Raw genomic sequence first — 22,725 nt, forward strand, 5'->3', positions numbered from 1 at the left:
TCCCCGTCGCCCCCGGCCTCACCCCCCACCCCCGAGGAGCCGCCGCGTGAGCCGCAGCGCGCACCCCGCGGGGCCCCGGCACGCCGACGTACTGCCGGAAGGGCACTACGCCGCGCCCCCCGCCGACCTCAACGTCCTCGACGAGCGCGTCTGGTCGCGGACCGTCAGCCGTGGCGCGAACGGTGTGGTCAGCGTCGGCGGCGTCGACGTCAAGCAGCTCGCGCGCGAACACGGCACGCCGGCGTACGTGCTGGACGAGAGCGACTTCCGGGCCCGCTGCCGGGCGTGGAAGCAGGCGTTCGGGCCGGACGCGGACGTCTTCTACGCCGGCAAGGCGTTCCTGTCCCGCGCGGTGGTGCGGTGGCTGGACGAGGAGGGGCTGCACCTGGACGTGTGCTCCGAGGGGGAACTGGCGACCGCGCTGTCGGCCGGTATGCCCGCGGAGCGCATCGCGCTGCACGGCAACAACAAGTCGGCACGCGAGATCGAGCGGGCGGTCCGGGCCGGCGTCGGCCGGATCGTGCTGGACTCCTTCCACGAGATCGTGCGGGTCGCCGGGATCGCCGAGCGGCTCGGCACGCGGCAGCGGGTGCAGATCCGGGTGACCGTCGGCGTCGAGGCGCACACCCACGAGTTCATCGCCACCGCGCACGAGGACCAGAAGTTCGGCATCGCGCTCGCCGACGGGCAGGCCGCCGAGGCCGTGCGCCGCGCGCTGAAGCTCGACAGCCTCGAACTCATCGGCATCCACTCGCACATCGGCTCGCAGATCTTCGACACCTCCGGCTTCGAGGTCGCCGCCCACCGGGTCGTCGGCCTGCTGCGCGAGATCCGCGACGAGCACGGCGTGGAGCTGCCGGAGATCGACCTCGGCGGCGGCCTGGGCATCGCCTACACCCCCGACGACGACCCGCGCGAGCCGGACCGCATCGCCGTCGCGCTCAACGACATCGTCACCCGCGAGTGCGAGGCGGCCGGCCTCGCCGTGCCGCGCATCTCGGTCGAGCCGGGCCGCGCCATCGTCGGCCCGACCGCGTTCACCCTCTACGAGGTCGGCACGATCAAGCCGCTCAAGGGCCTGCGCACCTACGTCAGCGTGGACGGCGGCATGTCGGACAACATCCGCACCGCGCTGTACGACGCGCGCTACAGCGTCAGCCTGGTCTCGCGGTCCTCCACCGCGCCGCCGATGCTGTCGCGGGTGGTCGGCAAGCACTGCGAGTCGGGTGACATCGTGGTGCGCGACGCGTTCCTGCCCGAGGACCTGGCCCCCGGCGACCTGATCGCGGTCCCGGCCACCGGCGCGTACTGCCGCTCGATGGCCAGCAACTACAACCACGCCCTGCGCCCCCCGGTGGTCGCCGTCAACGACGGTGCCTCCCGGGAGATCGTGCGGCGTGAGACGGAGGAGGATCTCCTGCGTCTCGATATCGGTTAGCAAGATCTTGGTCTCGAATGCTGGACCGGGCATAGAAACTCACGTCCAGTGGGTGAGACTGGTCCGTACTACCCCGTTCCGGGACCGTCCCAGGCGGCCCCGGAACCGCGGGTGACCAGGGTGACGAGGGTGGCAAGCGGTCGCGAGGCCGGCGAGAAACCGACGTGCGAGAAACGAGGTCGCATGATGCGTACGCGTCCGTTGCGGGTGGCGCTGCTGGGCTGTGGAGTGGTCGGCTCGGAAGTGGCCCGCATCATGACGACGCAGGCGGCCGACCTCGCCGCCCGCATCGGCGCGCCCGTCGAACTCGCCGGCATCGCGGTGCGCCGCCCGGACCGGGTACGGGCCGGCGTGCCGCAGGAGCTGATCACCACCGACGCCACCGCCCTGGTCAAACGCGGTGACATCGACGTGGTCGTCGAGGTCATCGGCGGCATCGAGCCGGTGCGCACCCTGATCACCACCGCCTTCGAGCACGGCGCCGGCGTGGTGTCCGCCAACAAGGCCCTGCTGGCCGCACACGGTGCCGCCCTGCACGCGGCCGCCACGGCGGCCGGCGTCGACCTGTACTACGAGGCCGCGGTGGCCGGCGCGATCCCGCTGATCCGCCCGCTGCGCGAGTCGCTGGCCGGCGACAAGGTCAACCGGGTGCTCGGCATCGTCAACGGCACCACCAACTTCATCCTCGACCGGATGACCTCCACCGGCGCCGGCTACTCCGAGGCGCTCGACGAGGCCACCGCACTCGGCTACGCGGAGGCCGACCCGACCGCCGACGTCGAGGGGTTCGACGCCGCCGCCAAGGCCGCGATCCTGGCCGGCATCGCCTTCCACACCCGCGTCACCATCGACGACGTGCACCGCGAGGGCCTCACCGAGGTCACCGCCGCCGACATCGCCTCCGCCACCCGCATGGGCTGCGTCGTCAAACTGCTGGCCATCTGCGAACGCGCCGCCGACGGCCGCTCGGTCACCGCCCGCGTCCACCCCGCGATGATCCCGCTCAGCCACCCGCTGGCCGGCGTCCGCGAGGCGTACAACGCGGTCTTCGTCGAGGCCGACGCCGCCGGGCAGCTGATGTTCTACGGCCCCGGCGCCGGCGGCGCGCCCACCGCGTCCGCGGTGCTCGGCGACCTGGTGGCCGCCTGCCGCAACAAACTGGCCGACCGCACCGGCGTGGGCGAGTCCGCCTACACCGAGCTGCCGGTCAGCTCGATGGGCGAGGTGGTCACCCGCTACCACATCAGCCTCGACGTGGCCGACAAACCCGGTGTGCTGGCCCAGGTCGCCACCGTCTTCGCAGAGCACCAGGTGTCCATCGACACCGTCCGCCAGCAGGGCAAGGACGGGGAGGCGTCGCTGGTCGTCGTCACCCACCGCGCCCCGGACGCCGCCCTGTCGGCGACGGTGGACGCGCTGCGGAAACTCGACACCGTCCGCGGGGTCGCCAGCATCATGCGTGTGGAAGGGGAATGACCCAGATGAACGCCGTCGTCGATCCGCCCCGGCTGTCCGCCACCCACCAGTGGCGCGGGATCATCGAGGAGTACCGGGACCGCCTCCCGGTCACCTCCGCGACCCCGGTGGTGACGCTGCTGGAGGGCGGCACCCCGCTGGTCCCCGCGCAGACGCTGTCCGCCCGCACCGGGTGCGACGTCTACCTCAAGGTCGAGGGCGCCAACCCCACCGGTTCCTTCAAGGACCGCGGCATGACGATGGCCATCACCCGCGCCAAGCAGGAGGGCGCCCGCGCGGTGATCTGCGCCTCCACGGGCAACACCTCCGCCTCGGCCGCCGCCTACGCTGTCCGGGCCGGCATGGTCTGCGCGGTACTGGTGCCGCAGGGCAAGATCGCGCTCGGCAAGATGGGCCAGGCCCTGGTGCACGGCGCCCGCATCCTCCAGGTCGACGGCAACTTCGACGACTGCCTCACCCTGGCACGCGAACTGGCGGACAAGTACCCGGTCGCCCTGGTCAACTCGGTCAACCCGGTCCGCATCGAGGGCCAGAAGACCGCCGCCTTCGAGATCGTCGACGCGCTCGGCGACGCCCCCGACGTGCACGTCCTGCCGGTCGGCAACGCCGGCAACATCACCGCGTACTGGAAGGGCTACCGCGAGTACGCGGCCGACGGCGCCGCCACCCGCACCCCGCGCATGTGGGGCTTCCAGGCGGCCGGCTCCGCGCCCATCGTCAACGGCGCACCGGTGCTCAAGCCGCAGACCATCGCCACGGCCATCCGGATCGGCAACCCCGCCTCCTGGGCGTTCGCCGAAGCCGCCCGCGACGAGTCCGGCGGCCTCATCGAAGCGGTGACCGACCGTCAGATCCTGTCCGCCTACCGTCTGTTGGCCTCCCGCGAGGGTGTCTTCGTCGAGCCCGCCTCCGCCGCGTCGGTGGCCGGCCTGCTCAAGGCGGCCGAGGAGGGCAAGGTCGACCCCGGCCAGCGCATCGTCTGCACCGTCACCGGCAACGGCCTCAAGGACCCCGACTGGGCGGTGGCCGGCGCCCCCCAGCCGGTAACGGTCCCCATCGACGCGGCGGCGGCGGCGGAACGGCTGGATCTCTGAATTTATTGTGTTCGCTCTTGCTTTTTTGTGTTCGCTCGCCGCCGGGCGCTTGACCCGGCGTCGACACTCCTCCTCGCACGGTCACTCGTCCCTCGCTCCCTCCTCCTCGTCGCTTTCGACACCGGCGCGCCCTTTGGCTCGCTCACCCCACGCCATCCCGGCTGACGCCTTCGGCCCATCACGGGCCCGGCTGACGCCTTCGGCACGTCACCGGGCGGGGCTGGCGCCTTCAGGGCCTCACCGGGCGGGGCCGGCGCCTTCGACCCGGCACGCACCCGGGCGGCGCCTTCGGCACGTCACCCCGTCCTGCTGCCGTACGTCGTCCCCCGCACCGGTGACGGCAACTCCGCGCACCCGGTGACGGCGGTGGCCTCGCTCCCCGCTCGGTCCTGGCTGGCTCCAGCGCGGGGCGGCCCGGCTGCCGGCCTCTGCGCCGGCCCGGGTGCCGCGACGCGGCTGCCGTGCTGGTGGGCGGGGGTCTCGGGGGCGGTGCGCGGGGTCAGGGCGCACGAACCTTTCGCGACACGCGTCGCGCGCCGTCCGTGCGCCCTATGTCGCGGTGGAACCTTCCTTCGATAGGCTGGCCCCACCGGCGTCGCAGCGTGCCGGTCCCTCCCGTGCCTTCGGCGGTCGCTTCCGGCGCGGTCCCTGCGTCCGTACCGCCGCTGCCCCGGGCGCCGGACGACGCCCGACCTGACACGTACCGGCCCAACGCGGCGGTACGCCGGGCCGGTTCAGCAGCCGCCAGTACAAGGAGAGTCTTCGACCGATGGCCGGTCCCGCCTTCCGCGCCGCCGCCGTACGGGTACGCACCCCCGCGACCAGCGCGAACCTCGGCCCCGGCTTCGACGCCTTCGGCCTCGCCCTCGGCCTGTACGACGACGTCGTGGTCCGGGTCGCCGACCACGGGCTGCACGTCGACATCGCCGGCGAGGGTGCGCAGACGCTGGGGCGGGACGAGAAACACCTGGTCGTACGGTCCCTGCGCACCGCGTTCGACCTGCTCGGCGGGCAGCCGAGGGGGCTGGAGGTGGTGTGCGCCAACCGCATCCCGCACGGCCGCGGACTCGGCTCGTCGTCGGCGGCGATCTGCGCCGGGATCATCGCGGCGCGCGCGGTCACGATAGGCGGGCCCGACAAGCTCGACGACGCGGCGATGCTGGAACTGGCCACCGAGATCGAGGGGCACCCCGACAACGTCGCCGCCTGCCTGCTGGGCGGCTTCACCCTGGCGTGGACCGAGGGCGGCGCGGCGCGGGCCATCCGGATGGACCCGTCCGCCGAGGTGGTGCCGGTGGTGTTCGTACCGGCCAATCCGGTGCTGACGGAGACCGCCAGGGGCCTGCTGCCGCGGGCCGTGCCGCACGCGGACGCCGCCGCCAACGCCGGGCGGGCCGCGCTGCTGGTCGAGGCGCTGACCCGGCGCCCGCACCTGCTGCTGGCGGCCACTGAGGACCGGTTGCACCAGGAGTACCGCGCCCCGGCCATGCCCGAGAGCGTCGCGCTGGTGGGACGGCTGCGCGCGGACGGCGTGCCCGCGGTCATCTCCGGGGCGGGGCCGACCGTGCTGGCGCTGGCCACCGAGGGGACCGCGGAGAAGATCGCCGCGGTCGCCGGCGACGGCTGGGCGGCCAACCGGCTGACGCTGGACGCCGGCGGCGCCGGCGTGCTGCCGCTGGGCGGCGCGGGACGCGACGAGGTCCGGGGAACCGGCCAGCGATGACGGGGGCTGGGGTTTGAGCCGGTGGCGCAGACGGGAAGCATCGCTCGCGATGGCACCGTTCCGGGGGGCGGCGCGGCCGGTCCGGGGACCGGCGGGGCGCGGCAGGCGGACATCCGTCCCACGATTGCCGGGCGCGCAGAGGGGGAATATTTGTTAGATCGGGTAGTGTTAATCTCAAGTCTGCACTTCGAGCCTTTGAGGCTCGGTGTTCAGCGTCCCGTCTCGGGACCACCATTCTTCCGGGAGCCTCCCACACTGCCTGAGCAGCCTGCCCTTCGCAGTGCCGAGCACGCTCCGGAGTCGGTGCGAGCGCCAGGCCACCACGTGACCCGCTCGCTCCGGAACCGCAGTAATTCCGCCGCCACCTGGCGGCACACCGCCCCGGATCAGGCCGCACAGAGAGCCCGAATCCGGACAGCACAACCGGTCGCCGAGCCGATCTGGCCGACGCCCGCTCCAGGGAAGGACCCTTCGTGAGCGACACCACCGATCTGATGGGCGCACGAGCGGACAACGCTGCCGCCGCGTCCGACGCCGCCGCGCCCGCCTCCGGTGCTGCCACTGGTACCGCCACCCGGCGTCGCCGTACCGGCACCGGCCTCGACGGCATGGTGCTGGCCGAGCTTCAGCAGGTCGCCTCGGGCCTCGGTATCAAGGGCACCGCGCGGATGCGCAAGGGCCAGTTGATCGAGGTCATCAAGGAACGCCAGGCCGGCGGTTCGGCCGCCGCGGCACCGGCCGCCGAGCCCGCCGCCGACAAGCCCAAGCGCCGCACCACCTCCCGGGCGCGTACCGGCGAGAACGCCACCGCCGAGGCCGCCGGGCAGGCCGAGCCGATCGACATCCCCGGCCAGCCCGCCGGTGACAAGCCCGCCGAGCGCCGCGGCCGCCGCACCTCCGTCGAGGCCGCGCAGCCGGCCGCCGAGGCCAAGCCGGCCAAGGACGAGCAGCCCGCCGACGCGGACCGCGACCGTGAGCCCCGCCGGGAGCGCGGCGCCAAGGCCGAGCGTGCGGAACGCCCCGAGCGCGCCGACCGTTCCGAGCGCCCCGAGCGGGCGGACCGCGCCGAGCGGGCCGACCGCCAGGGCGGCCAGGACCGGCAGGGCGGCGGCCAGGGCGGCCAGGGTGGCGAGCGCGGCCGGCGCGACCGCCGCCGCGGCGAGGAGCAGCAGCAGCAGAGCGGCGGCGGCGACCAGCGGCAGAACCGCCGTCCGGCGGCCGCCCCCGTCGACAACAGCGCCCAGGACGACGACGACTTCGAGGGTGGCCGCCGCGGCCGCAGGGGCCGTTACCGCGACCGCCGCGGGCGTCGCGGGCGCGAGGAGTTCGGCCCCGGCGAGCCGCAGGTCAACGACGACGACGTGCTGATCCCGGTCGCCGGCATCCTCGACATCCTCGACAACTACGCGTTCATCCGCACCTCCGGCTACCTGCCGGGGCCGAACGACGTGTACGTCTCGCTGGCCCAGGTCCGCAAGAACGGCCTGCGCAAGGGCGACCACGTCACCGGTGCGGTGCGGCAGCCCAAGGACGGCGAGCGGCGCGAGAAGTTCAACGCGCTGGTGCGGCTGGACTCGGTCAACGGCATGGCGCCCGAATCCGGGCGCGGGCGGCCGGAGTTCGGCAAGCTGACGCCGCTCTACCCGCAGGACCGGCTGCGTCTGGAGACCGAGCCGGGCATCCTGACCACCCGGATCATCGACCTGGTCGCACCGATCGGCAAGGGCCAGCGCGGTCTGATCGTGGCCCCGCCGAAGACCGGCAAGACCATGATCATGCAGGCGATCGCCAACGCGATCACCCAGAACAACCCCGAGTGCCACCTGATGGTCGTCCTGGTCGACGAGCGTCCGGAAGAGGTCACCGACATGCAGCGGTCGGTCAAGGGCGAGGTCATCTCCTCGACCTTCGACCGCCCGGCCGAGGACCACACCACCGTCGCGGAACTCGCCATCGAGCGCGCCAAGCGCCTGGTGGAGCTGGGCCACGACGTGGTGATCCTGCTGGACTCCATCACCCGTCTGGGCCGTGCCTACAACCTGGCCGCGCCCGCCTCCGGCCGCATCCTGTCCGGTGGTGTGGACTCCACCGCGCTCTACCCGCCGAAGAAGTTCTTCGGCGCCGCGCGCAACATCGAGGACGGCGGCTCGCTGACCATCCTGGCGACCGCGCTGGTGGAGACCGGCTCGCGCGCCGACGAGGTGGTCTTCGAGGAGTTCAAGGGCACCGGCAACATGGAGCTCAAGCTCGACCGCAAGCTGTCGGACCGCCGGATCTTCCCGGCCGTCGACGTCGACGCCTCCTCCACCCGTAAGGAGGAGATCCTGCTGGGCAGCGAGGAGCTGGCCATCACCTGGAAGCTCCGCCGGGTGCTGCACGCGCTCGACCAGCAGCAGGCGATCGAACTGCTGCTGGACAAGATGAAGCAGACCAAGTCCAACGGCGAGTTCCTGATGCAGATCGCCAAGACCACCCCGGGCAACAACAACGACTAGGTCGTCCGTTCCGCCCGACGCCGGTGCCCCGGCCGCCCCCCACGGCGGCCGGGGCACCGGCGTCCGCGCGTCCGGCGTCCGGGCGACGTTCCCGTCGGCCTCGGAGGGCGGCGCGCGCCGGTCCCGCGCCGCCGGCGTCCGCGTGCAGGGCCGCGACCGGTGACGTGCGACCGCCGCCGGCCACCGCTGACCGGTGACCGCGGTCACGCTCGGCGCCGGCCACCGCCGCCCCGCGCCGCCGCAGCCGCCGCACCGCCGCCCCGGCCACCTCACCGCCCCGCCCCGACAACCTCACCGGCGCCGCCCCCGCCCGGCAAGGCCCCGGCCCCGCCCCGGACCCCGCACCACCCGCAGGGGAATACCTCACCCGGGCATCCGGTTTTGGGAGTACGGGCCTGTGCTGGCAGACTGGTCCGTCGGCCCCGGTTCACGTCCCGCGAAACCCCGCGGAGCGACCCGGCGCCCTCCATCACCTAGGAGACACCTTGAAGCGCGACATCCACCCCCAGTACGCGGAGACCCAGGTCACCTGCACCTGCGGCGCCTCCTTCACCACCCGCAGCACCAAGACCGACTCGGCGATCCGGACCGACGTCTGCTCGGCCTGCCACCCCTTCTACACCGGCAAGCAGAAGATCCTCGACACCGGCGGCCGCGTCGCCCGCTTCGAGGCGCGCTTCGGCAAGAACGCCGGCGCCAAGAAGTAGCGGTCCTCACGCCGGTCGGCCGCCCCCGCGCGGGGCGGCCGCACCGGCGTTTGTCTTCAGCGCAGGTCCGTGACGACAAGGGAACCGACAATGTTCGAGGCGGTCGAGGAACTGATCGGCGAACACGCCGACCTCGAAAAGCGGCTGGCCGACCCGGCGGTACACGCCGACCAGGCCGAAGCACGCAGGCTGGGCAAGCGCTACGCCGAACTGACCCCCGTGGTGAGCACCTTCCGCTCCTGGCGGCAGACCGGCGACGACATCGGCACCGCCCGTGAACTGGCCGCCGAGGACCCGGAGTTCGCCGCCGAGGTCAAGGACCTGGAGCGGCTGCGCGAACAGCTCACCGACCGCCTGCGGCTGCTGCTGGTCCCGCGCGACCCCAGCGACGACAAGGACGTCATCCTGGAGGTCAAGGCCGGCGAGGGCGGCGAGGAGTCCGCGCTGTTCGCCGGGGACCTGCTGCGCATGTACCTGCGGTACGCCGAACGCCTCGGCTGGAAGACCGAGATCATCGACGCCAACGCCTCCGACCTCGGCGGCTACAAGGACGTCCAGGTCGCGGTGAAGACCCGCGGCAGTGTCGAACCCGGCCAGGGCGTGTGGGCCCGCCTGAAGTACGAGGGCGGCGTGCACCGCGTCCAGCGCGTCCCCGCCACCGAGTCGGCCGGCCGCATCCACACCTCCGCGGCCGGCGTCCTGGTCACCCCGGAGGCCGACGAGGTCGAGGTCGAGATCAACGCGGGCGACCTGCGCGTCGACGTCTACCGCTCCTCCGGCCCCGGCGGCCAGTCGGTCAACACCACCGACTCCGCGGTCCGCATCACCCACCTGCCGACCGGCGTCGTCGTCTCGTGCCAGAACGAGAAGAGCCAGTTGCAGAACAAGGAGCAGGCCATGCGGATCCTGCGCTCGCGGCTGCTGGCCGCCGCCCAGGAGGAGGCCGAGCGCGAGGCGTCCGACGCCCGCCGCAGCCAGGTGCGTACCGTGGACCGCTCCGAGCGGATCCGCACCTACAACTTCCCGGAGAACCGCATCTCCGACCACCGGGTGGGCTTCAAGTCCTACAACCTCGACCAGGTGCTCGACGGCGAACTCGACGCCGTCATCCAGGCGTGCGTGGACGCCGACTCCGCCGCCAAACTCGCCGCCGCCCAGTAAGCCCCTGCCAGCCGGAGGACGCCAAGTGCAGCCGTCAATCGGGGGCCGCCCCCCGACACCCCGAACGGTGCTGCTCGCCGAGGTGGCCCAGGCCACCCAGCGGCTGGCCGACGCCGGCGTGCCCTCCCCACGCTTCGACGCGGAGGAACTCGCCGCCTACGTCCACGGCGTCAAGCGCGGTGAGCTCCACCAGGTCAAGGACACCGACTTCGACGCCCGCTACTGGGAGGCCGTCGCCCGCCGCGAGAACCGCGAGCCGCTCCAGCACATCACCGGCCGCGCCTTCTTCCGCTACCTGGAACTCCAGGTCGGACCAGGGGTGTTCGTGCCGCGCCCGGAGACCGAGTCGGTCGTCGGCTGGGCGATAGACGCGGTGCGCGCCATGGACGTCGCCGAACCGCTCGTCGTCGACCTGTGCACCGGCTCCGGCGCCATCGCGCTCGCCCTCGCCCAGGAGGTGCCGCGCTCGCGCGTGCACGCCGTCGAACTCGACGAGGGCGCGCTGCGCTGGACCCGCAAGAACGTCGAGGGCTCCCGCGTCACCCTGCACCAGGGCGACGCGCTCGCCGCGCTGCCCGAACTCAACGGCCAGGTCGACCTCGTCGTCAGCAACCCGCCGTACATCCCGCTCACCGAATGGGAGTACGTCGCCCCCGAGGCGCGCGACCACGACCCGCAACTCTCGCTGTTCTCCGGCGAGGACGGCCTCGACACCATCCGCGGCATCGAACGCACCGCCCACCGGCTGCTGCGCCCCGGCGGCGTCGTCGTCGTCGAGCACGCCGACACCCAGGGCGGCCAGGTGCCGTGGATCTTCAACGAGGAGACCGGCTGGACGGACGCGGCCGACCACCGCGACCTGAACAACCGCCCCCGGTTCACCACCGCCCGCAAGACCCTGCCGTGACCAGCGCCACCGGCGCCGTCACCCGTCACCACCCCGTTTCCCAGATGGAGGTCAGCTAATGGCCCGGCGTTATGACTGCTCCGACGCGGCCGACCGTGCCACCGGGCTGCGCGAGGCCACCTCCGCCGTCCGGCGCGGCGAACTCGTGGTGCTGCCCACCGACACCGTCTACGGCATCGGCGCGGACGCCTTCAGTGCGGAGGCGGTCGGCGACCTGCTCCAGGCCAAGGGGCGCGGCCGCAACATGCCCTCGCCGGTGCTGGTCGGCTCGCCCAACACCCTGCACGGCCTGGTCACCGACTTCTCCGAGGCCGCCTGGGACCTGGTGGACGCCTTCTGGCCCGGCGGGCTGACCCTGGTCGCCAAGCACCAGCCGTCGCTCCAGTGGGACCTGGGCGACTCCCGCGGCACCGTCGCGGTGCGCATGCCGCTGCACCCGGTGGCCATCGAGCTGCTCACCGAGACCGGTCCGATGGCCGTCTCCAGCGCCAACCTCACCGGCCACCCCTCGCCGCAGGACTGCCAGGCCGCGCAGAACATGCTCGGCGACGCGGTCTCGGTCTACCTCGACGGCGGCCCGACCCCGGACTCCGTGCCGTCCTCCATCGTGGACGTCACCGGCAAGGTCCCGGTGCTGCTGCGGGCCGGCGTGCTCACCGCCGACCAGCTGCGCCAGGTCGCACCCGACCTGCGGGAGTCCGTGTGACCGGCCGCCGCCCGAGCGTCCCCGCCGCCCTGGAGGCGCACCGATGGCGGTAGGCGGCCCCGAGCAGGACCGGGGCATAGCCGACCGGTTCCGGGTGCTGTACGTGTGCACCGGCAGCGTCTGCCGATCGCCGATCGCCGAACGGCTGACCCGGCTGGAGCTGGACCGGCGGCTCGGGCAGGACGCCGAGCAGATCGCGGTGCGCAGCGCGGGCACCTGGGGGCACGTGGGCGCCCCCATGGAGGCGCACGCGGCCACCGTGCTGGCCGAGTACGGCGCTGACCCGGAGGGCTTCTCCGGCCGCGAGCTGCTCGACGAGTACGTCATCGAGGCCGACCTGGTGCTGACCGCCACCCGCGACCACCGCGCGCAGGTGATCTCGATGGGCCACGCGGCCGGGCTGCGCACGTTCACGCTCAAGGAGTTCACCCGGCTGGTGCGGGCCATAGACCCGGCCACCCTGCCGGAGAGCGGCGTCATCGAGCGCGCCCGGGCGCTGGTGCGCGCCTCGGCGGCGCTGCGCGGCTGGCTGCTGGCGCCGAACGCGGAGGCCGACGAGGTCTACGACCCCTACGGCGCCCCGGTGACGGTCTTCCGGCACATCGGCACCGAGATCCACGCCGCGCTGGACCCGGTCGTCACCGCGCTCACCGGCGTACCGGCCCCCACGGCCGGCTGAACGCCCCCAGCCGGCCGCACGCGCGACGCGGCGGTCCCGGGCCCCACCGGGAGCCGCCGCGCCCCGCGGGCGGCCGCAGCCGTCCCCAGGGGCGCTCCCGGCCCCCGCGGCGGCGGCCGGCCGGCCCGTATGACTCAAGTGGAGAACGGTTTTCCGGCGTCCTCCGCGATGCGCCCGACCGGGGTACGCACGGGCGGGGCACGGGGTCCGGGGCGACGGGAACCGACCGGAGGGTGGATGATGTCCTCCCCTGTGGTTCACACTCCCCACTCCGAGGCGAATAAGGTGTGGCGCTGTGCGCGAATACCTCCTGACTCTCTGCGTCGCCGCGGCCGTCACGTATCTGCTGACCGGCCCGGTACGGAAGTTCGCCATCGCCGCGGGGGCGATGCCCGAGATCAGGGCGCGTGACGTCCATCGCGAACCAACCCCCCGGCTCGGTGGCATCGCCCTGTTCGGCGGCCTGTGCGCCGGCCTGCTGGTCGCCTCCCGGCTGATGAACGTCGGCGACGTCTTCACGCTGTCCAACGAGCCGCGGGCCCTGCTGTCGGGCGCCGGGCTGATCTGGCTGCTGGGCGTGCTGGACGACAAGTGGGGCGTGGACGCGCTGATCAAGCTCGGCGGCCAGATGATCGCGGCCGGCGTCATGGTCTGGCAGGGCCTGACCATCCTGTGGCTGCCGGTCCCCGGCATCGGCGCGGTCGCGCTCAGCCCGGTGCAGTCCACCCTGCTGACCGTGGCCCTGGTGGTCATCACCATCAACGCGGTGAACTTCGTCGACGGCCTGGACGGCCTGGCGGCCGGCATGGTCTGCATCTCCGGCATCGCGTTCTTCATGTACGCCTACCGGCTGTGGTTCGGCTACGGCGTCGAACAGGCCGCGCCCGGCACGCTGTTCAGCGCGATCCTGATCGGCATGTGCGTGGGCTTCCTGCCGCACAACATCCATCCGGCGCGGATCTTCATGGGCGACTCCGGCTCGATGCTCATCGGCCTGGTGATGGCCGCCTCCGCGATCTCCATCACCGGCCAGGTCGACCCGGACGTCATCACCAACACCACCGGTTCGGTGCGCAGCACGGTCCACGAGATGGTGCCGGTCTACATCCCGCTGCTGCTGCCGCTGACCCTGATCGCCATCCCGGCGGCCGACCTGGTGCTGGCCATCGTGCGCCGTACCTGGAACGGCCAGTCGCCGTTCGCCGCCGACCGCGGCCACCTGCACCACCGGCTGCTGGAGATCGGTCACTCGCACAGCCGGGCCGTGCTGATCATGTACTTCTGGTCCGCGCTGATCGCGTTCGGCACCGTGGCCTACTCGGCCCGCTCCTCCAGCATGTGGATCCTGCTGGCCGTCGTGCTGCTCAGCGCGGTGGGCCTGGTGGTGCTGCTGCTGCCGCGCTTCAAACCGCGTGCCCCGCGCTGGGCCCAGTCCTTCGTGCCGCCGCGCTACCGGCGCCGCAAGGTGAGCCCGGTCGACGCGCAGCTGGACGGCTCGCAGCCGGATCAAACTCCTGAAGCCCTCGGGCTGCACGGCGCGACCGCGGTGGGCGAGCGGTCCAGCCTCCCGGAGCGACGCAGCGTGAGTAGCTCCCGCTGAGGAATGCCGCGAAACGGTACAGAGTCCTACTCGATGGTAACCGTCAGCAAGTAAAAGCGAGTTGTAACTCGTGAGTGTGACGGTGAGCACATCAACATGGTAAAGACCTCATCAAATAGTTTGTGATACCGTTCACGAAACCAGGGACGAGAGCCGAAGACCGGGGCGGGATGACCGCCGTGATGGTCCTGCGGCCGTGGCCTCCTCGGGACCCAACTTGGGACAGAGGGTGCCTTTCCCGGCGTTAACCTCTTCGGCATGCGGCTCACTCGGCCCACGCCGGTACGTCACGCGCCCACCGCCCCCGACCCCCGCCGGAGTTACCTCCCTATGCAGTCCAACGACGCCCGGATTCTCCGCGGCGCGGCGATGTTCGCCGCCCCTGTGGGAGTCGTCGCCACCGTGGTCAGCGCCCTCGTCGCCGGCGAGAAGGGCCTGATCGGCGGGTTGATGGCGCTGGTCGTGGTCGCCGTCTTCTTCGGTCTCGGCTTCGCGGCGCTGATGCGCATCACCCGCGACCGGCCCGAAGTGGTGATGATGGCCGGGATGTTGGTCTACGCGGTGCAGATCCTGTGCATCGGTGTCTTCGTCATCGTCTTCAGCCACACCACCTTGTTCGACGGTCGGGCGTTCGCCCTCAGCCTGCTGGCCACCGCGATCGCCTGGATCGGCGGACAGGTGCGCCAGAGCCTCACCGCCCGCATGCTCTACGTGCACCCCGTCCCCTCGACGCCCGCCGCCGACCAGCCGGCGAAGCCGGTGAGGACGGAGTCCTGAGCATGGGACATAAGGGGAGGGTAAAGGGGCTTGATCCCGATCTGCTATCGTCCGGAATCGCATCCGGCCGTGGGGGGCCCGTGCGCCTGAAACAGGTGCCGCCCTCCAGGCCAGCGGCGTATCCGGTTCCTGGTCCGCGAAGGACAGCGGGACGCCGGGTGCCCGGTCCACGGTGCGGCCTTCGAGCCGACCGCGGTGGCGCCGCCACACCACGTCCTGCGTGCCGACCTGCGGTCCCACCAGCCGCGCTGACACACAAGGTTGCAGTTACTTATGCGTCACGACGAAGGAGTCACGGGTGAGTGCCCACACGCTGCTCGCTGAGAGCGGATGCCACATCCAAGCGAACTGTGGCTTCCCCGCGCCGGGCCTCAACTCGTTCAACTTCAAGCCGATCTTCAGCGTCGGCAGCTTCGACTTCACCAAGCCGATGCTGCTCGCGATCATCTGCATGCTGCTGGTGGTCGGCTTCTTCTGGGCGGCGTTCAACAAGCCCAAGCTGGTGCCGGGCAAGCTCCAGCTGGTCGGCGAGATCGGCTACACCTTCGTCGCCAAGAGCATCGCGCGTGAGGTGATCGGCAAGAAGGGCGACAAGTACGTCCCCTTCCTGACCTCGATCTTCTTCTTCGTGTGGCTGATGAACATCATGTCCATCATCCCGCTCGCGCAGTTCCCGGTCGCCTCGCGCTTCGCGTTCCCGGTGGCGCTCGCGGCGCTGGTGTTCATCACCTACATGTACCTGACGTTCAAGAAGAACGGCTTCCGCGGCGGCGTCAAGAACCTGGTGTGGATCGAGGGACTGCCCAAGCCCCTGGTCCCGCTGATCGTGCTGCTGGAGTTCATCCAGAACGTGATCACCCGCCCGTTCACCCTCGCGGTGCGGCTGTGGGCGAACATGTTCGCCGGCCACATGCTGATCGTGATGTTCAGCGTCGCCACCTGGTACCTGCTGACGCCCTCGTTCTTCGCGGCCATCGCCGGCGGATCGTTCGTGCTGGCCGCCGGTATGACCGCCTTCGAGGTGCTGATCCAGTTCCTTCAGGCGTACATCTTCACGCTGCTCGCCTCGATCTACATCAGCGGAGCGCTCGAAGAGGGTCACTGACCCTCGCGCCCGCCCCCACCACTCTTCCGCTGGGAAGCCCCCCAGCGGACCGCATCACACAGGAAGACAGGGAAATGTCTGCCGACCTCGTTAACCTTGCCGCCAACACCACCGTCGCGGGTCGCATGGGCGCCATCGCCTACGGTCTCGCCGCCATCGGCCCGGGCGTCGGCATCGGTCTGGTCTTCGGCCACTCCATCGAGGCCATGGCCCGTCAGCCCGAAGCCATGCCGATCATCCGCACCAACATGTTCCTCGGCTTCGCGCTCTGTGAGGTTCTGGCGCTGCTCGGTCTGGTCGTCCCCTTCATCTTCCAGAGCTGACCGCCCGGTAGCCACACTCGACGAAAGGTTCAGACATGATGACCTTCCTGGCCGAGGGAGGAGCCCAGAACCCGCTCCTCCCCGACACCGCGGAACTGGTTGTCGGCCTGCTCTGCTTCTTCATCGTCTTCGGCATTCTCGGTAAGAAGCTGCTGCCGAACATCCAGAAGACCCTGGACGAGCGGCGCGACGCGATCGAGGGTGGCCTGGAGCGGGCGGAGAAGGCCCAGGCCGAAGCCACCGCGACGCTGGAGGAGTACAAGGCCCAGCTCGCCGAGGCGCGGCACGAGGCCGCCCGGATCACCGAGCACGCCCGTGAGCAGGGCGCCGTGATCATCGCCGAGATGCGCGAAGAGGCGCAGCGCCAGCGCGACGCCATCATCGCCGCCGGTCACGCGCAGATCGAGGCGGACCGCCGCCAGGTCACCGTCAGCCTCCGCCAGGAGGTGGGCCGGATCGCCACCGACCTGGCCGGCCGGATCGTCGGCGAGTCCCTGGAGGACTCCGCCCGGCAGAGCCGTGTCATCGACCACTTCCTCGACGACCTCGAGGAGAAGGCCGAGGCCGCCCGATGAGCGGAGCAAGCCGTGAGGCGCTGGCCGCCGCGCGCGAGAGCCTGGACGCGCTGGCGGACAACACGTCCGTCGACGCCGCCGCTCTCGCCGACCAGCTGGCCGCCGTCACCGGGCTGCTCGACCGCGAGGTGTCGCTGCGCCGGATCCTGACCGACCCGGCGCAGCCCGGCGAGGCCAAGGCCCAGCTGATCCGGCGACTGCTGAGCGGACAGGTCGGCGGGGAGACCCTCGACCTGGTCTCCGGCATGGTCCGCTCCCGCTGGTCCTCCGGGCGCGACCTGGTCGACGCGGTGGAGGAGCTGGCGGCGATCGCCGACGCCATCGGCGCCGAGCGCGCCGGGGCGCTCGACGACGTGGAGGACGAGCTGTTCCGCACCGCGCGGATCATCGCCGCCCACCCCGAACTGCGCGCCGCCCTCGGGGACCGCTCGGCCTCCGGCACCGCCAAGGCCGAACTGGTCCACACCCTGCTGGGCGGCCGGGCCAACCCGGTCACCGTCCGGCTGGTCTCGCGGCTCGTCGCACGTCCGCGGGGTCGTAGCCTGGAAGCAGGGCTCGACGCCCTGTCCAAGCTGGCCGCGGCCCGCCGCGGCCGCACGGTCGCGGTGGTCTCGACGGCGGTCCCGCTGTCCGACCAGCAGAAGCAGCGCCTCGGTACGGCACTGGCAACGCTGTACGGCCGCCAGGTGCACCTGAACCTGGACGTGGACCCCGAGGTCCTCGGCGGAATCAGCGTGCGGGTCGGCGACGAGGTCATCGACGGCACGATCGCCAGCCGTCTCGACGAGGCGGCACGACGGTTGGCCGGCTGACCAGCCACCACCTAGACAGCACTGAAGCGGCCCTGGCTGGGCCGTGGCGGCGCGGGGGAGATCCCCCGTCCACCGCAAGTAACTTCGGGCCCAACAAGGAGAGCAGGGAACCCAGATGGCGGAGCTCACGATCCGGCCGGAGGAGATCCGGGACGCACTGGAGAACTTCGTCCAGTCGTACCAGCCGGACGCCGCCTCGCGCGAAGAGGTCGGCACGGTCAGCCAGGCGATGGACGGCATCGCGCGGGTCGAGGGTCTCCCCTCGGCCATGGCGAACGAACTCCTGAAGTTCGAGGACGGCTCGCTCGGCCTCGCGCTGAACCTGGAGGAGCGGGAGATCGGCGCCGTCGTCCTCGGTGAGTTCAGCGGCATCGAGGAGGGCCAGACCGTCCGGCGCACCGGCGAGGTGCTGTCCGTGCCGGTCGGCGAGGGCTACCTCGGCCGCGTCGTCGACCCGCTGGGCAACCCGATCGACGGACTCGGCGAGATCGAGACCGACGGCCGCCGCGCCCTCGAACTGCAGGCCCCCACGGTCATGCAGCGCAAGTCGGTGCACGAGCCGATGCAGACCGGCCTGAAGGCCGTCGACTCCATGACCCCGATCGGCCGCGGCCAGCGCCAGCTGATCATCGGCGACCGGCAGACCGGCAAGACCGCGCTCGCCGTCGACACGATCATCAACCAGCGTGACAACTGGCGCTCCGGCGACACCGACAAGCAGGTGCGCTGCATCTACGTCGCCATCGGCCAGAAGGGCTCCACCATCGCGTCCGTGCGCGGTGCGCTGGAGGAGGCCGGCGCCCTGGAGTACACCACCATCGTCGCCGCCCCGGCGTCCGACCCGGCCGGCTTCAAGTACCTGGCCCCCTACACCGGGTCCGCCATCGGCCAGCACTGGATGTACCAGGGCAAGCACGTCCTGATCGTCTTCGACGACCTGTCGAAGCAGGCCGACGCCTACCGCGCCGTGTCGCTGCTGCTGCGCCGCCCGCCGGGCCGCGAGGCCTACCCCGGCGACGTGTTCTACCTGCACTCCCGTCTCCTGGAGCGTTGCGCGAAGCTCAACGACGAGATGGGCCACGGTTCCATGACCGGCCTGCCGATCGTGGAGACCAAGGCGAACGACGTCTCGGCGTTCATCCCGACCAACGTCATCTCCATCACCGACGGCCAGTGCTTCCTGGAGTCGGACCTGTTCAACGCGGGCCAGCGTCCGGCGGTCAACGTCGGCATCTCGGTCTCCCGCGTCGGCGGCTCCGCCCAGCACCCGGCGATGAAGCAGGTCTCCGGCCGGCTGCGCGTGGACCTGGCCCAGTTCCGTGAGCTGGAGGCGTTCGCCGCCTTCGGTTCCGACCTGGACGCGGCCTCCAAGGCCCAGCTGGCCCGCGGTCAGCGCATGGTCGAGCTGCTCAAGCAGGGCCAGTACGCGCCCTACGCGGTCGAGGAGCAGGTCGTCTCCATCTGGGCCGGCACCAACGGCAAGCTGGACGACGTCCCGGTCATCGACATCCGCCGCTTCGAGCGCGAGCTGCTCGACTGGATGGAGCGCGAGAAGAAGGACCTGCTGACCGGCATCCGCGAGGGCAAGAAGATGAAGGACGACACCCTTCAGGTCCTCGGTGAGGCGGTCGACACCTTCAAGAAGCAGTTCGAGACCTCGGACGGCAAGCTGCTGGGTGAGGGCTGAGCATGGGCGCCCAGCTGAGGGTCTACAAGAGGCGCATCCGCTCCGTCACCGCCACGAAGAAGATCACCAAGGCGATGGAGATGATCGCCGCCGCCCGCATCGTCAAGGCACAGCGCGCGGTCGCCGCCTCCACGCCGTACGCGACCGAGCTGACCAACGCGGTCGCCCAGGTGGCGAAGGGCTCGAACGCCAAGCACCCGCTGACCACGGAGGCCGAGCGGCCGACGCGGGCCGCGGTGCTGCTCATCACGAGCGACCGCGGTCTGGCCGGCGGCTACTCCTCCAACGCCATCAAGGCGGCGGAACGCCTGTCCGAGCGGCTGCGCTCGGAGGGCAAGGAGGTCGTCCCCTACATCGTCGGCCGCAAGGGCGTGTCGTACTACAACTTCCGCAACCGTGAGGTCGGGCAGTCGTGGACCGGGTTCACCGAGAACCCGGAGTACGCGGACGCCAAGCGGATCGCCGCGCCGCTGATCGAGGCCATGGGCATCGACGCGGCCGAGGGCGGGGTCGACGAACTGCACATCGTCTTCACCGAGTTCGTCTCGATGATGACGCAGACCCCGGTCGACAACCGGCTGCTGCCGCTGAGCATGTCCGAGACCGCCGACGCGGTCGAGGACAAGGGCGGCCCGAAGGCGCTGTACGAGTTCGAGCCGTCCGTCGAGGGCGTGCTGGACGCGCTGCTGCCGCGGTACGTCGAGAGCCGGATCTTCAACGCGCTGCTCCAGGCGGCGGCCTCCAAGCACGCCGCCACCCGGCGCGCGATGAAGTCGGCGACCGACAACGCCGAGGAGCTCATCAAGTCGCTCTCGCGGCTTGCCAACGCGGCCCGCCAGGCCGAAATCACCCAGGAAATCAGCGAGATCGTCGGTGGCGCGAGTGCCCTGTCCGACGCGACCGCGGGGAGTGACTGATCACCATGACAACCTCTGTTGAGACGACCGTCGCGGCCGGTCGCGTCGCGCGGGTCATCGGCCCGGTGGTCGACGTGGAGTTCCCCGTCGACGCCATGCCGGACATGTACAACGCGCTGACCGTCCAGGTCGCCGACCCGGCCAACGCCGGCGAGCTGAAGACCCTGACCCTCGAGGTCGCCCAGCACCTGGGCGAGGGCGTGGTCCGCGCGATCTCCATGCAGCCCACCGACGGCCTGGTCCGTCAGGCCCCGGTGACCGACAGCGGCGAGGGCATCATGGTCCCCGTCGGCGACGTCACCAAGGGCAAGGTGTTCAACACCCTGGGCGAGGTCCTCAACGTCGACCCGTCGACCGTCGAGATCAAGGAGCGGTGGTCCATCCACCGCAAGGCGCCCAACTTCGACCAGCTCGAGTCCAAGACCGAGATGTTCGAGACCGGCGTCAAGGTCATCGACCTGCTGACCCCGTACGTCAAGGGCGGCAAGATCGGCCTGTTCGGCGGTGCGGGCGTCGGCAAGACGGTGCTCATCCAGGAGATGATCTACCGCGTCGCCAACAACCACGACGGTGTGTCGGTGTTCGCCGGCGTCGGTGAGCGCACCCGTGAGGGCAACGACCTCATCGAGGAGATGCAGGAATCCGGCGTCATCGACAAGACCGCGCTGGTCTTCGGCCAGATGGACGAGCCCCCGGGCACCCGTCTTCGGGTCGCGCTGGCCGGTCTGACGATGGCGGAGTACTTCCGCGACGTCCAGAAGCAGGACGTGTTGTTCTTCATCGACAACATCTTCCGCTTCACCCAGGCCGGTTCCGAGGTCTCCACGCTGCTCGGCCGCATGCCGTCCGCGGTGGGCTACCAGCCGAACCTGGCCGACGAGATGGGTCTGCTCCAGGAGCGCATCACCTCCACCCGTGGCCACTCGATCACCTCGATGCAGGCGATCTACGTCCCCGCGGACGACCTGACCGACCCGGCCCCGGCGACCACCTTCGCGCACCTCGACGCGACGACGGTGCTCTCCCGGCCGATCTCGGAGAAGGGCATCTACCCCGCGGTGGACCCGCTGGACTCCACGTCCCGCATCCTGGACCCGCGCTACATCGCGCAGGACCACTACGACTGCGCCATGCGCGTCAAGGGCATCCTGCAGAAGTACAAGGACCTCCAGGACATCATCGCGATCCTCGGCATCGACGAGCTCGGCGAGGAGGACAAGCTCACCGTGACGCGCGCGCGCCGCATCGAGCGCTTCCTCTCGCAGAACACCCACGTCGCCAAGCAGTTCACCGGTGTGGACGGCTCCGACGTGCCGCTGGAGGAGTCGATCCTGGCGTTCAACGCCATCGCCGACGGTGAGTACGACCACTTCCCCGAGCAGGCGTTCTTCATGTGCGGTGGCCTGGAAGACCTCAAGGCCAACGCCAAGGAGCTGGGCGTCTCCTGACACCCGGGCGCCGCGTCAGTGTGTGAAGGGGGGCGGGCGTGTCCCGCCCCCCTGCCACACCCCGTTATCCTGTGATCCAACACCCGCCGGGAGCGGTGGGTGGAAACCCGAGGAGCCATCTTGGCCGAGCTGCACGTCGAGCTGGTCGCCGCCAACCGCAAGGTCTGGTCGGGCGAAGCCACGATCGTCGTCGCGCGCACGGTGTCGGGCGACGTAGGCATCATGCCGGGCCACACTCCGCTCCTGAGCGTGCTGGAGTCCGACCCGGTGACCATTCGCACGACCGATGGCGGCACCGTCATCGCGGCCGTGCACGGCGGTTTCATCTCGTTCTCCGACAACAAGCTCACGATCCTCGCCGAGGTCGCCGAGCTTGCCGACGAGATCGATGTGGACCGCGCCGAAGCCGCGCTGGGACGCGCCAAGTCGGGCGAGGACTCCGCTGCCCAGCGGCGTGCCGATGTCCGGCTGCGCGCCGCGAGCGGCACGAACTGACCACCCGACCGAGGCCGCGGACCGCCCACCAGGCGTTCCGCGGCCCGGTCGCAGCGGGAACGTTGTTACCAGTGTCCGGCACCCCGGACCACGAGGCGAGGAGGTCGGAGGCATGGTCCTCGCCCTGGAGCTGCTCGGGACCCTCCTCGTGCTGGTCGCGCTGGGCCTGTTCGTCTTCGGGCTGCGCCGCCGGCTGATCCAGCGGCCGGGCGGGACCTTCGACTGCAGTCTGCGGGTGCCCGCCGAGCCGTCCGCCGACCCCGCCACCCCGCTGCCCGGCGGCAAGGGCTGGGTGTACGGCGTCGCCCGGTACAGCGGTGACCGGATCGAGTGGTTCCGCGTCTTCTCCTACGCGCCCCGGCCGCGCCGCGTCCTGGACCGGGCCGCCATCGAGGTCGTCGAGCGCCGCACCCCGCAGGGCGAGGAGGAACTCGCGCTGCTGTCCGACGCGGTCGTCCTGGTCTGCGAGCACCGCGGCGACCGGCTGGAGCTGGCGATGAGCGAGGACGCCCTGACCGGCTTCCTGGCCTGGCTGGAGGCCGCCCCGCCCGGCCAGCGCGTCAACGTCGCCTGACCCGTCACCCGACGCGCCCGGCCCCC

The 22,725-nt window shown here is 71.3% G+C and carries 21 protein-coding genes; all 21 read left to right on the forward strand.

Annotated features, from left to right (window positions below; translation table 11 throughout):
• The first annotated feature begins 46 nt into the window (after positions 1-46).
• Positions 47-1,438, forward strand: coding sequence for a diaminopimelate decarboxylase (lysA, locus tag POF43_RS08080; protein WP_271324317.1), 1,392 nt, complete (start codon positions 47-49; stop codon positions 1,436-1,438).
• Between the two features lie 183 nt (positions 1,439-1,621).
• Positions 1,622-2,914, forward strand: a complete 1,293-nt coding sequence (locus POF43_RS08085) for a homoserine dehydrogenase (RefSeq protein WP_271317452.1) — start codon at positions 1,622-1,624, stop codon at positions 2,912-2,914.
• 5 nt (positions 2,915-2,919) lie between these two features.
• Positions 2,920-4,008: a threonine synthase gene (gene thrC / locus POF43_RS08090; RefSeq protein WP_271317454.1), complete on the forward strand. Its 1,089-nt coding sequence runs from the start codon at positions 2,920-2,922 to the stop codon at positions 4,006-4,008.
• Between the two features lie 769 nt (positions 4,009-4,777).
• A complete protein-coding gene (thrB, locus tag POF43_RS08095) occupies positions 4,778-5,731 on the forward strand; it encodes a homoserine kinase (protein ID WP_271324316.1) in 954 nt (317 codons plus the stop codon).
• Between the two features lie 473 nt (positions 5,732-6,204).
• Complete coding sequence (gene rho / locus POF43_RS08100; RefSeq protein WP_271324315.1) at positions 6,205-8,226, forward strand: transcription termination factor Rho; 2,022 nt, start codon at positions 6,205-6,207, stop codon at positions 8,224-8,226.
• A gap of 485 nt (positions 8,227-8,711) precedes the next feature.
• The gene (rpmE, locus tag POF43_RS08105) at positions 8,712-8,933 is read left to right on the forward strand and encodes a 50S ribosomal protein L31 (protein WP_271313988.1); all 222 of its coding nucleotides are present in this window, start codon (positions 8,712-8,714) and stop codon (positions 8,931-8,933) included.
• Between the two features lie 90 nt (positions 8,934-9,023).
• Positions 9,024-10,094, forward strand: a complete 1,071-nt coding sequence (prfA, locus tag POF43_RS08110; protein WP_271324937.1) for a peptide chain release factor 1 — start codon at positions 9,024-9,026, stop codon at positions 10,092-10,094.
• Positions 10,095-10,119: 25 nt separating this feature from the next.
• On the forward strand, positions 10,120-11,001 hold the full coding sequence (gene prmC / locus POF43_RS08115; protein WP_271313990.1) for a peptide chain release factor N(5)-glutamine methyltransferase: 882 nt from the start codon (positions 10,120-10,122) through the stop codon (positions 10,999-11,001).
• A 58-nt stretch (positions 11,002-11,059) separates the two neighbouring features.
• Positions 11,060-11,707: an L-threonylcarbamoyladenylate synthase gene (locus POF43_RS08120; RefSeq protein WP_271313991.1), complete on the forward strand. Its 648-nt coding sequence runs from the start codon at positions 11,060-11,062 to the stop codon at positions 11,705-11,707.
• A 43-nt stretch (positions 11,708-11,750) separates the two neighbouring features.
• Positions 11,751-12,386, forward strand: coding sequence for an arsenate reductase/protein-tyrosine-phosphatase family protein (locus tag POF43_RS08125; RefSeq protein WP_271313992.1), 636 nt, complete (start codon positions 11,751-11,753; stop codon positions 12,384-12,386).
• Between the two features lie 295 nt (positions 12,387-12,681).
• Positions 12,682-13,986, forward strand: coding sequence for an MraY family glycosyltransferase (locus tag POF43_RS08130; protein WP_271324936.1), 1,305 nt, complete (start codon positions 12,682-12,684; stop codon positions 13,984-13,986).
• Between the two features lie 258 nt (positions 13,987-14,244).
• Positions 14,245-14,763, forward strand: coding sequence for a hypothetical protein (locus POF43_RS08135; RefSeq protein WP_282704480.1), 519 nt, complete (start codon positions 14,245-14,247; stop codon positions 14,761-14,763).
• Between the two features lie 298 nt (positions 14,764-15,061).
• On the forward strand, positions 15,062-15,868 hold the full coding sequence (gene atpB / locus POF43_RS08140) for a F0F1 ATP synthase subunit A (protein WP_271313995.1): 807 nt from the start codon (positions 15,062-15,064) through the stop codon (positions 15,866-15,868).
• Between the two features lie 74 nt (positions 15,869-15,942).
• Entirely contained in the window at positions 15,943-16,191 is a 249-nt protein-coding gene (gene atpE, locus POF43_RS08145; RefSeq protein WP_271313996.1) for an ATP synthase F0 subunit C, read from the forward strand.
• Between the two features lie 35 nt (positions 16,192-16,226).
• Positions 16,227-16,766, forward strand: coding sequence for a F0F1 ATP synthase subunit B (locus tag POF43_RS08150; protein ID WP_271313997.1), 540 nt, complete (start codon positions 16,227-16,229; stop codon positions 16,764-16,766).
• The gene (locus POF43_RS08155) at positions 16,763-17,578 is read left to right on the forward strand and encodes a F0F1 ATP synthase subunit delta (RefSeq protein WP_271313998.1); all 816 of its coding nucleotides are present in this window, start codon (positions 16,763-16,765) and stop codon (positions 17,576-17,578) included. The genes POF43_RS08150 and POF43_RS08155 overlap by 4 nt, the downstream gene beginning before the upstream one ends.
• 115 nt (positions 17,579-17,693) lie before the next feature.
• On the forward strand, positions 17,694-19,265 hold the full coding sequence (gene atpA, locus POF43_RS08160; RefSeq protein WP_271313999.1) for a F0F1 ATP synthase subunit alpha: 1,572 nt from the start codon (positions 17,694-17,696) through the stop codon (positions 19,263-19,265).
• Between the two features lie 2 nt (positions 19,266-19,267).
• Positions 19,268-20,182, forward strand: coding sequence for a F0F1 ATP synthase subunit gamma (locus tag POF43_RS08165; RefSeq protein ID WP_271314000.1), 915 nt, complete (start codon positions 19,268-19,270; stop codon positions 20,180-20,182).
• 5 nt (positions 20,183-20,187) lie between these two features.
• Positions 20,188-21,630, forward strand: coding sequence for a F0F1 ATP synthase subunit beta (gene atpD / locus POF43_RS08170; RefSeq protein ID WP_271324257.1), 1,443 nt, complete (start codon positions 20,188-20,190; stop codon positions 21,628-21,630).
• Between the two features lie 117 nt (positions 21,631-21,747).
• On the forward strand, positions 21,748-22,125 hold the full coding sequence (locus POF43_RS08175) for a F0F1 ATP synthase subunit epsilon (protein ID WP_271314006.1): 378 nt from the start codon (positions 21,748-21,750) through the stop codon (positions 22,123-22,125).
• 112 nt (positions 22,126-22,237) lie between these two features.
• Positions 22,238-22,699: a DUF2550 domain-containing protein gene (locus POF43_RS08180; RefSeq protein ID WP_271314002.1), complete on the forward strand. Its 462-nt coding sequence runs from the start codon at positions 22,238-22,240 to the stop codon at positions 22,697-22,699.
• Positions 22,700-22,725: the final 26 nt, after the last annotated feature.

Origin of the sequence: Streptantibioticus silvisoli (genome assembly GCF_027947535.2) — a bacterium.
Classification (GTDB): Bacteria; Actinomycetota; Actinomycetes; order Streptomycetales; family Streptomycetaceae; genus Streptantibioticus_C; species Streptantibioticus_C silvisoli.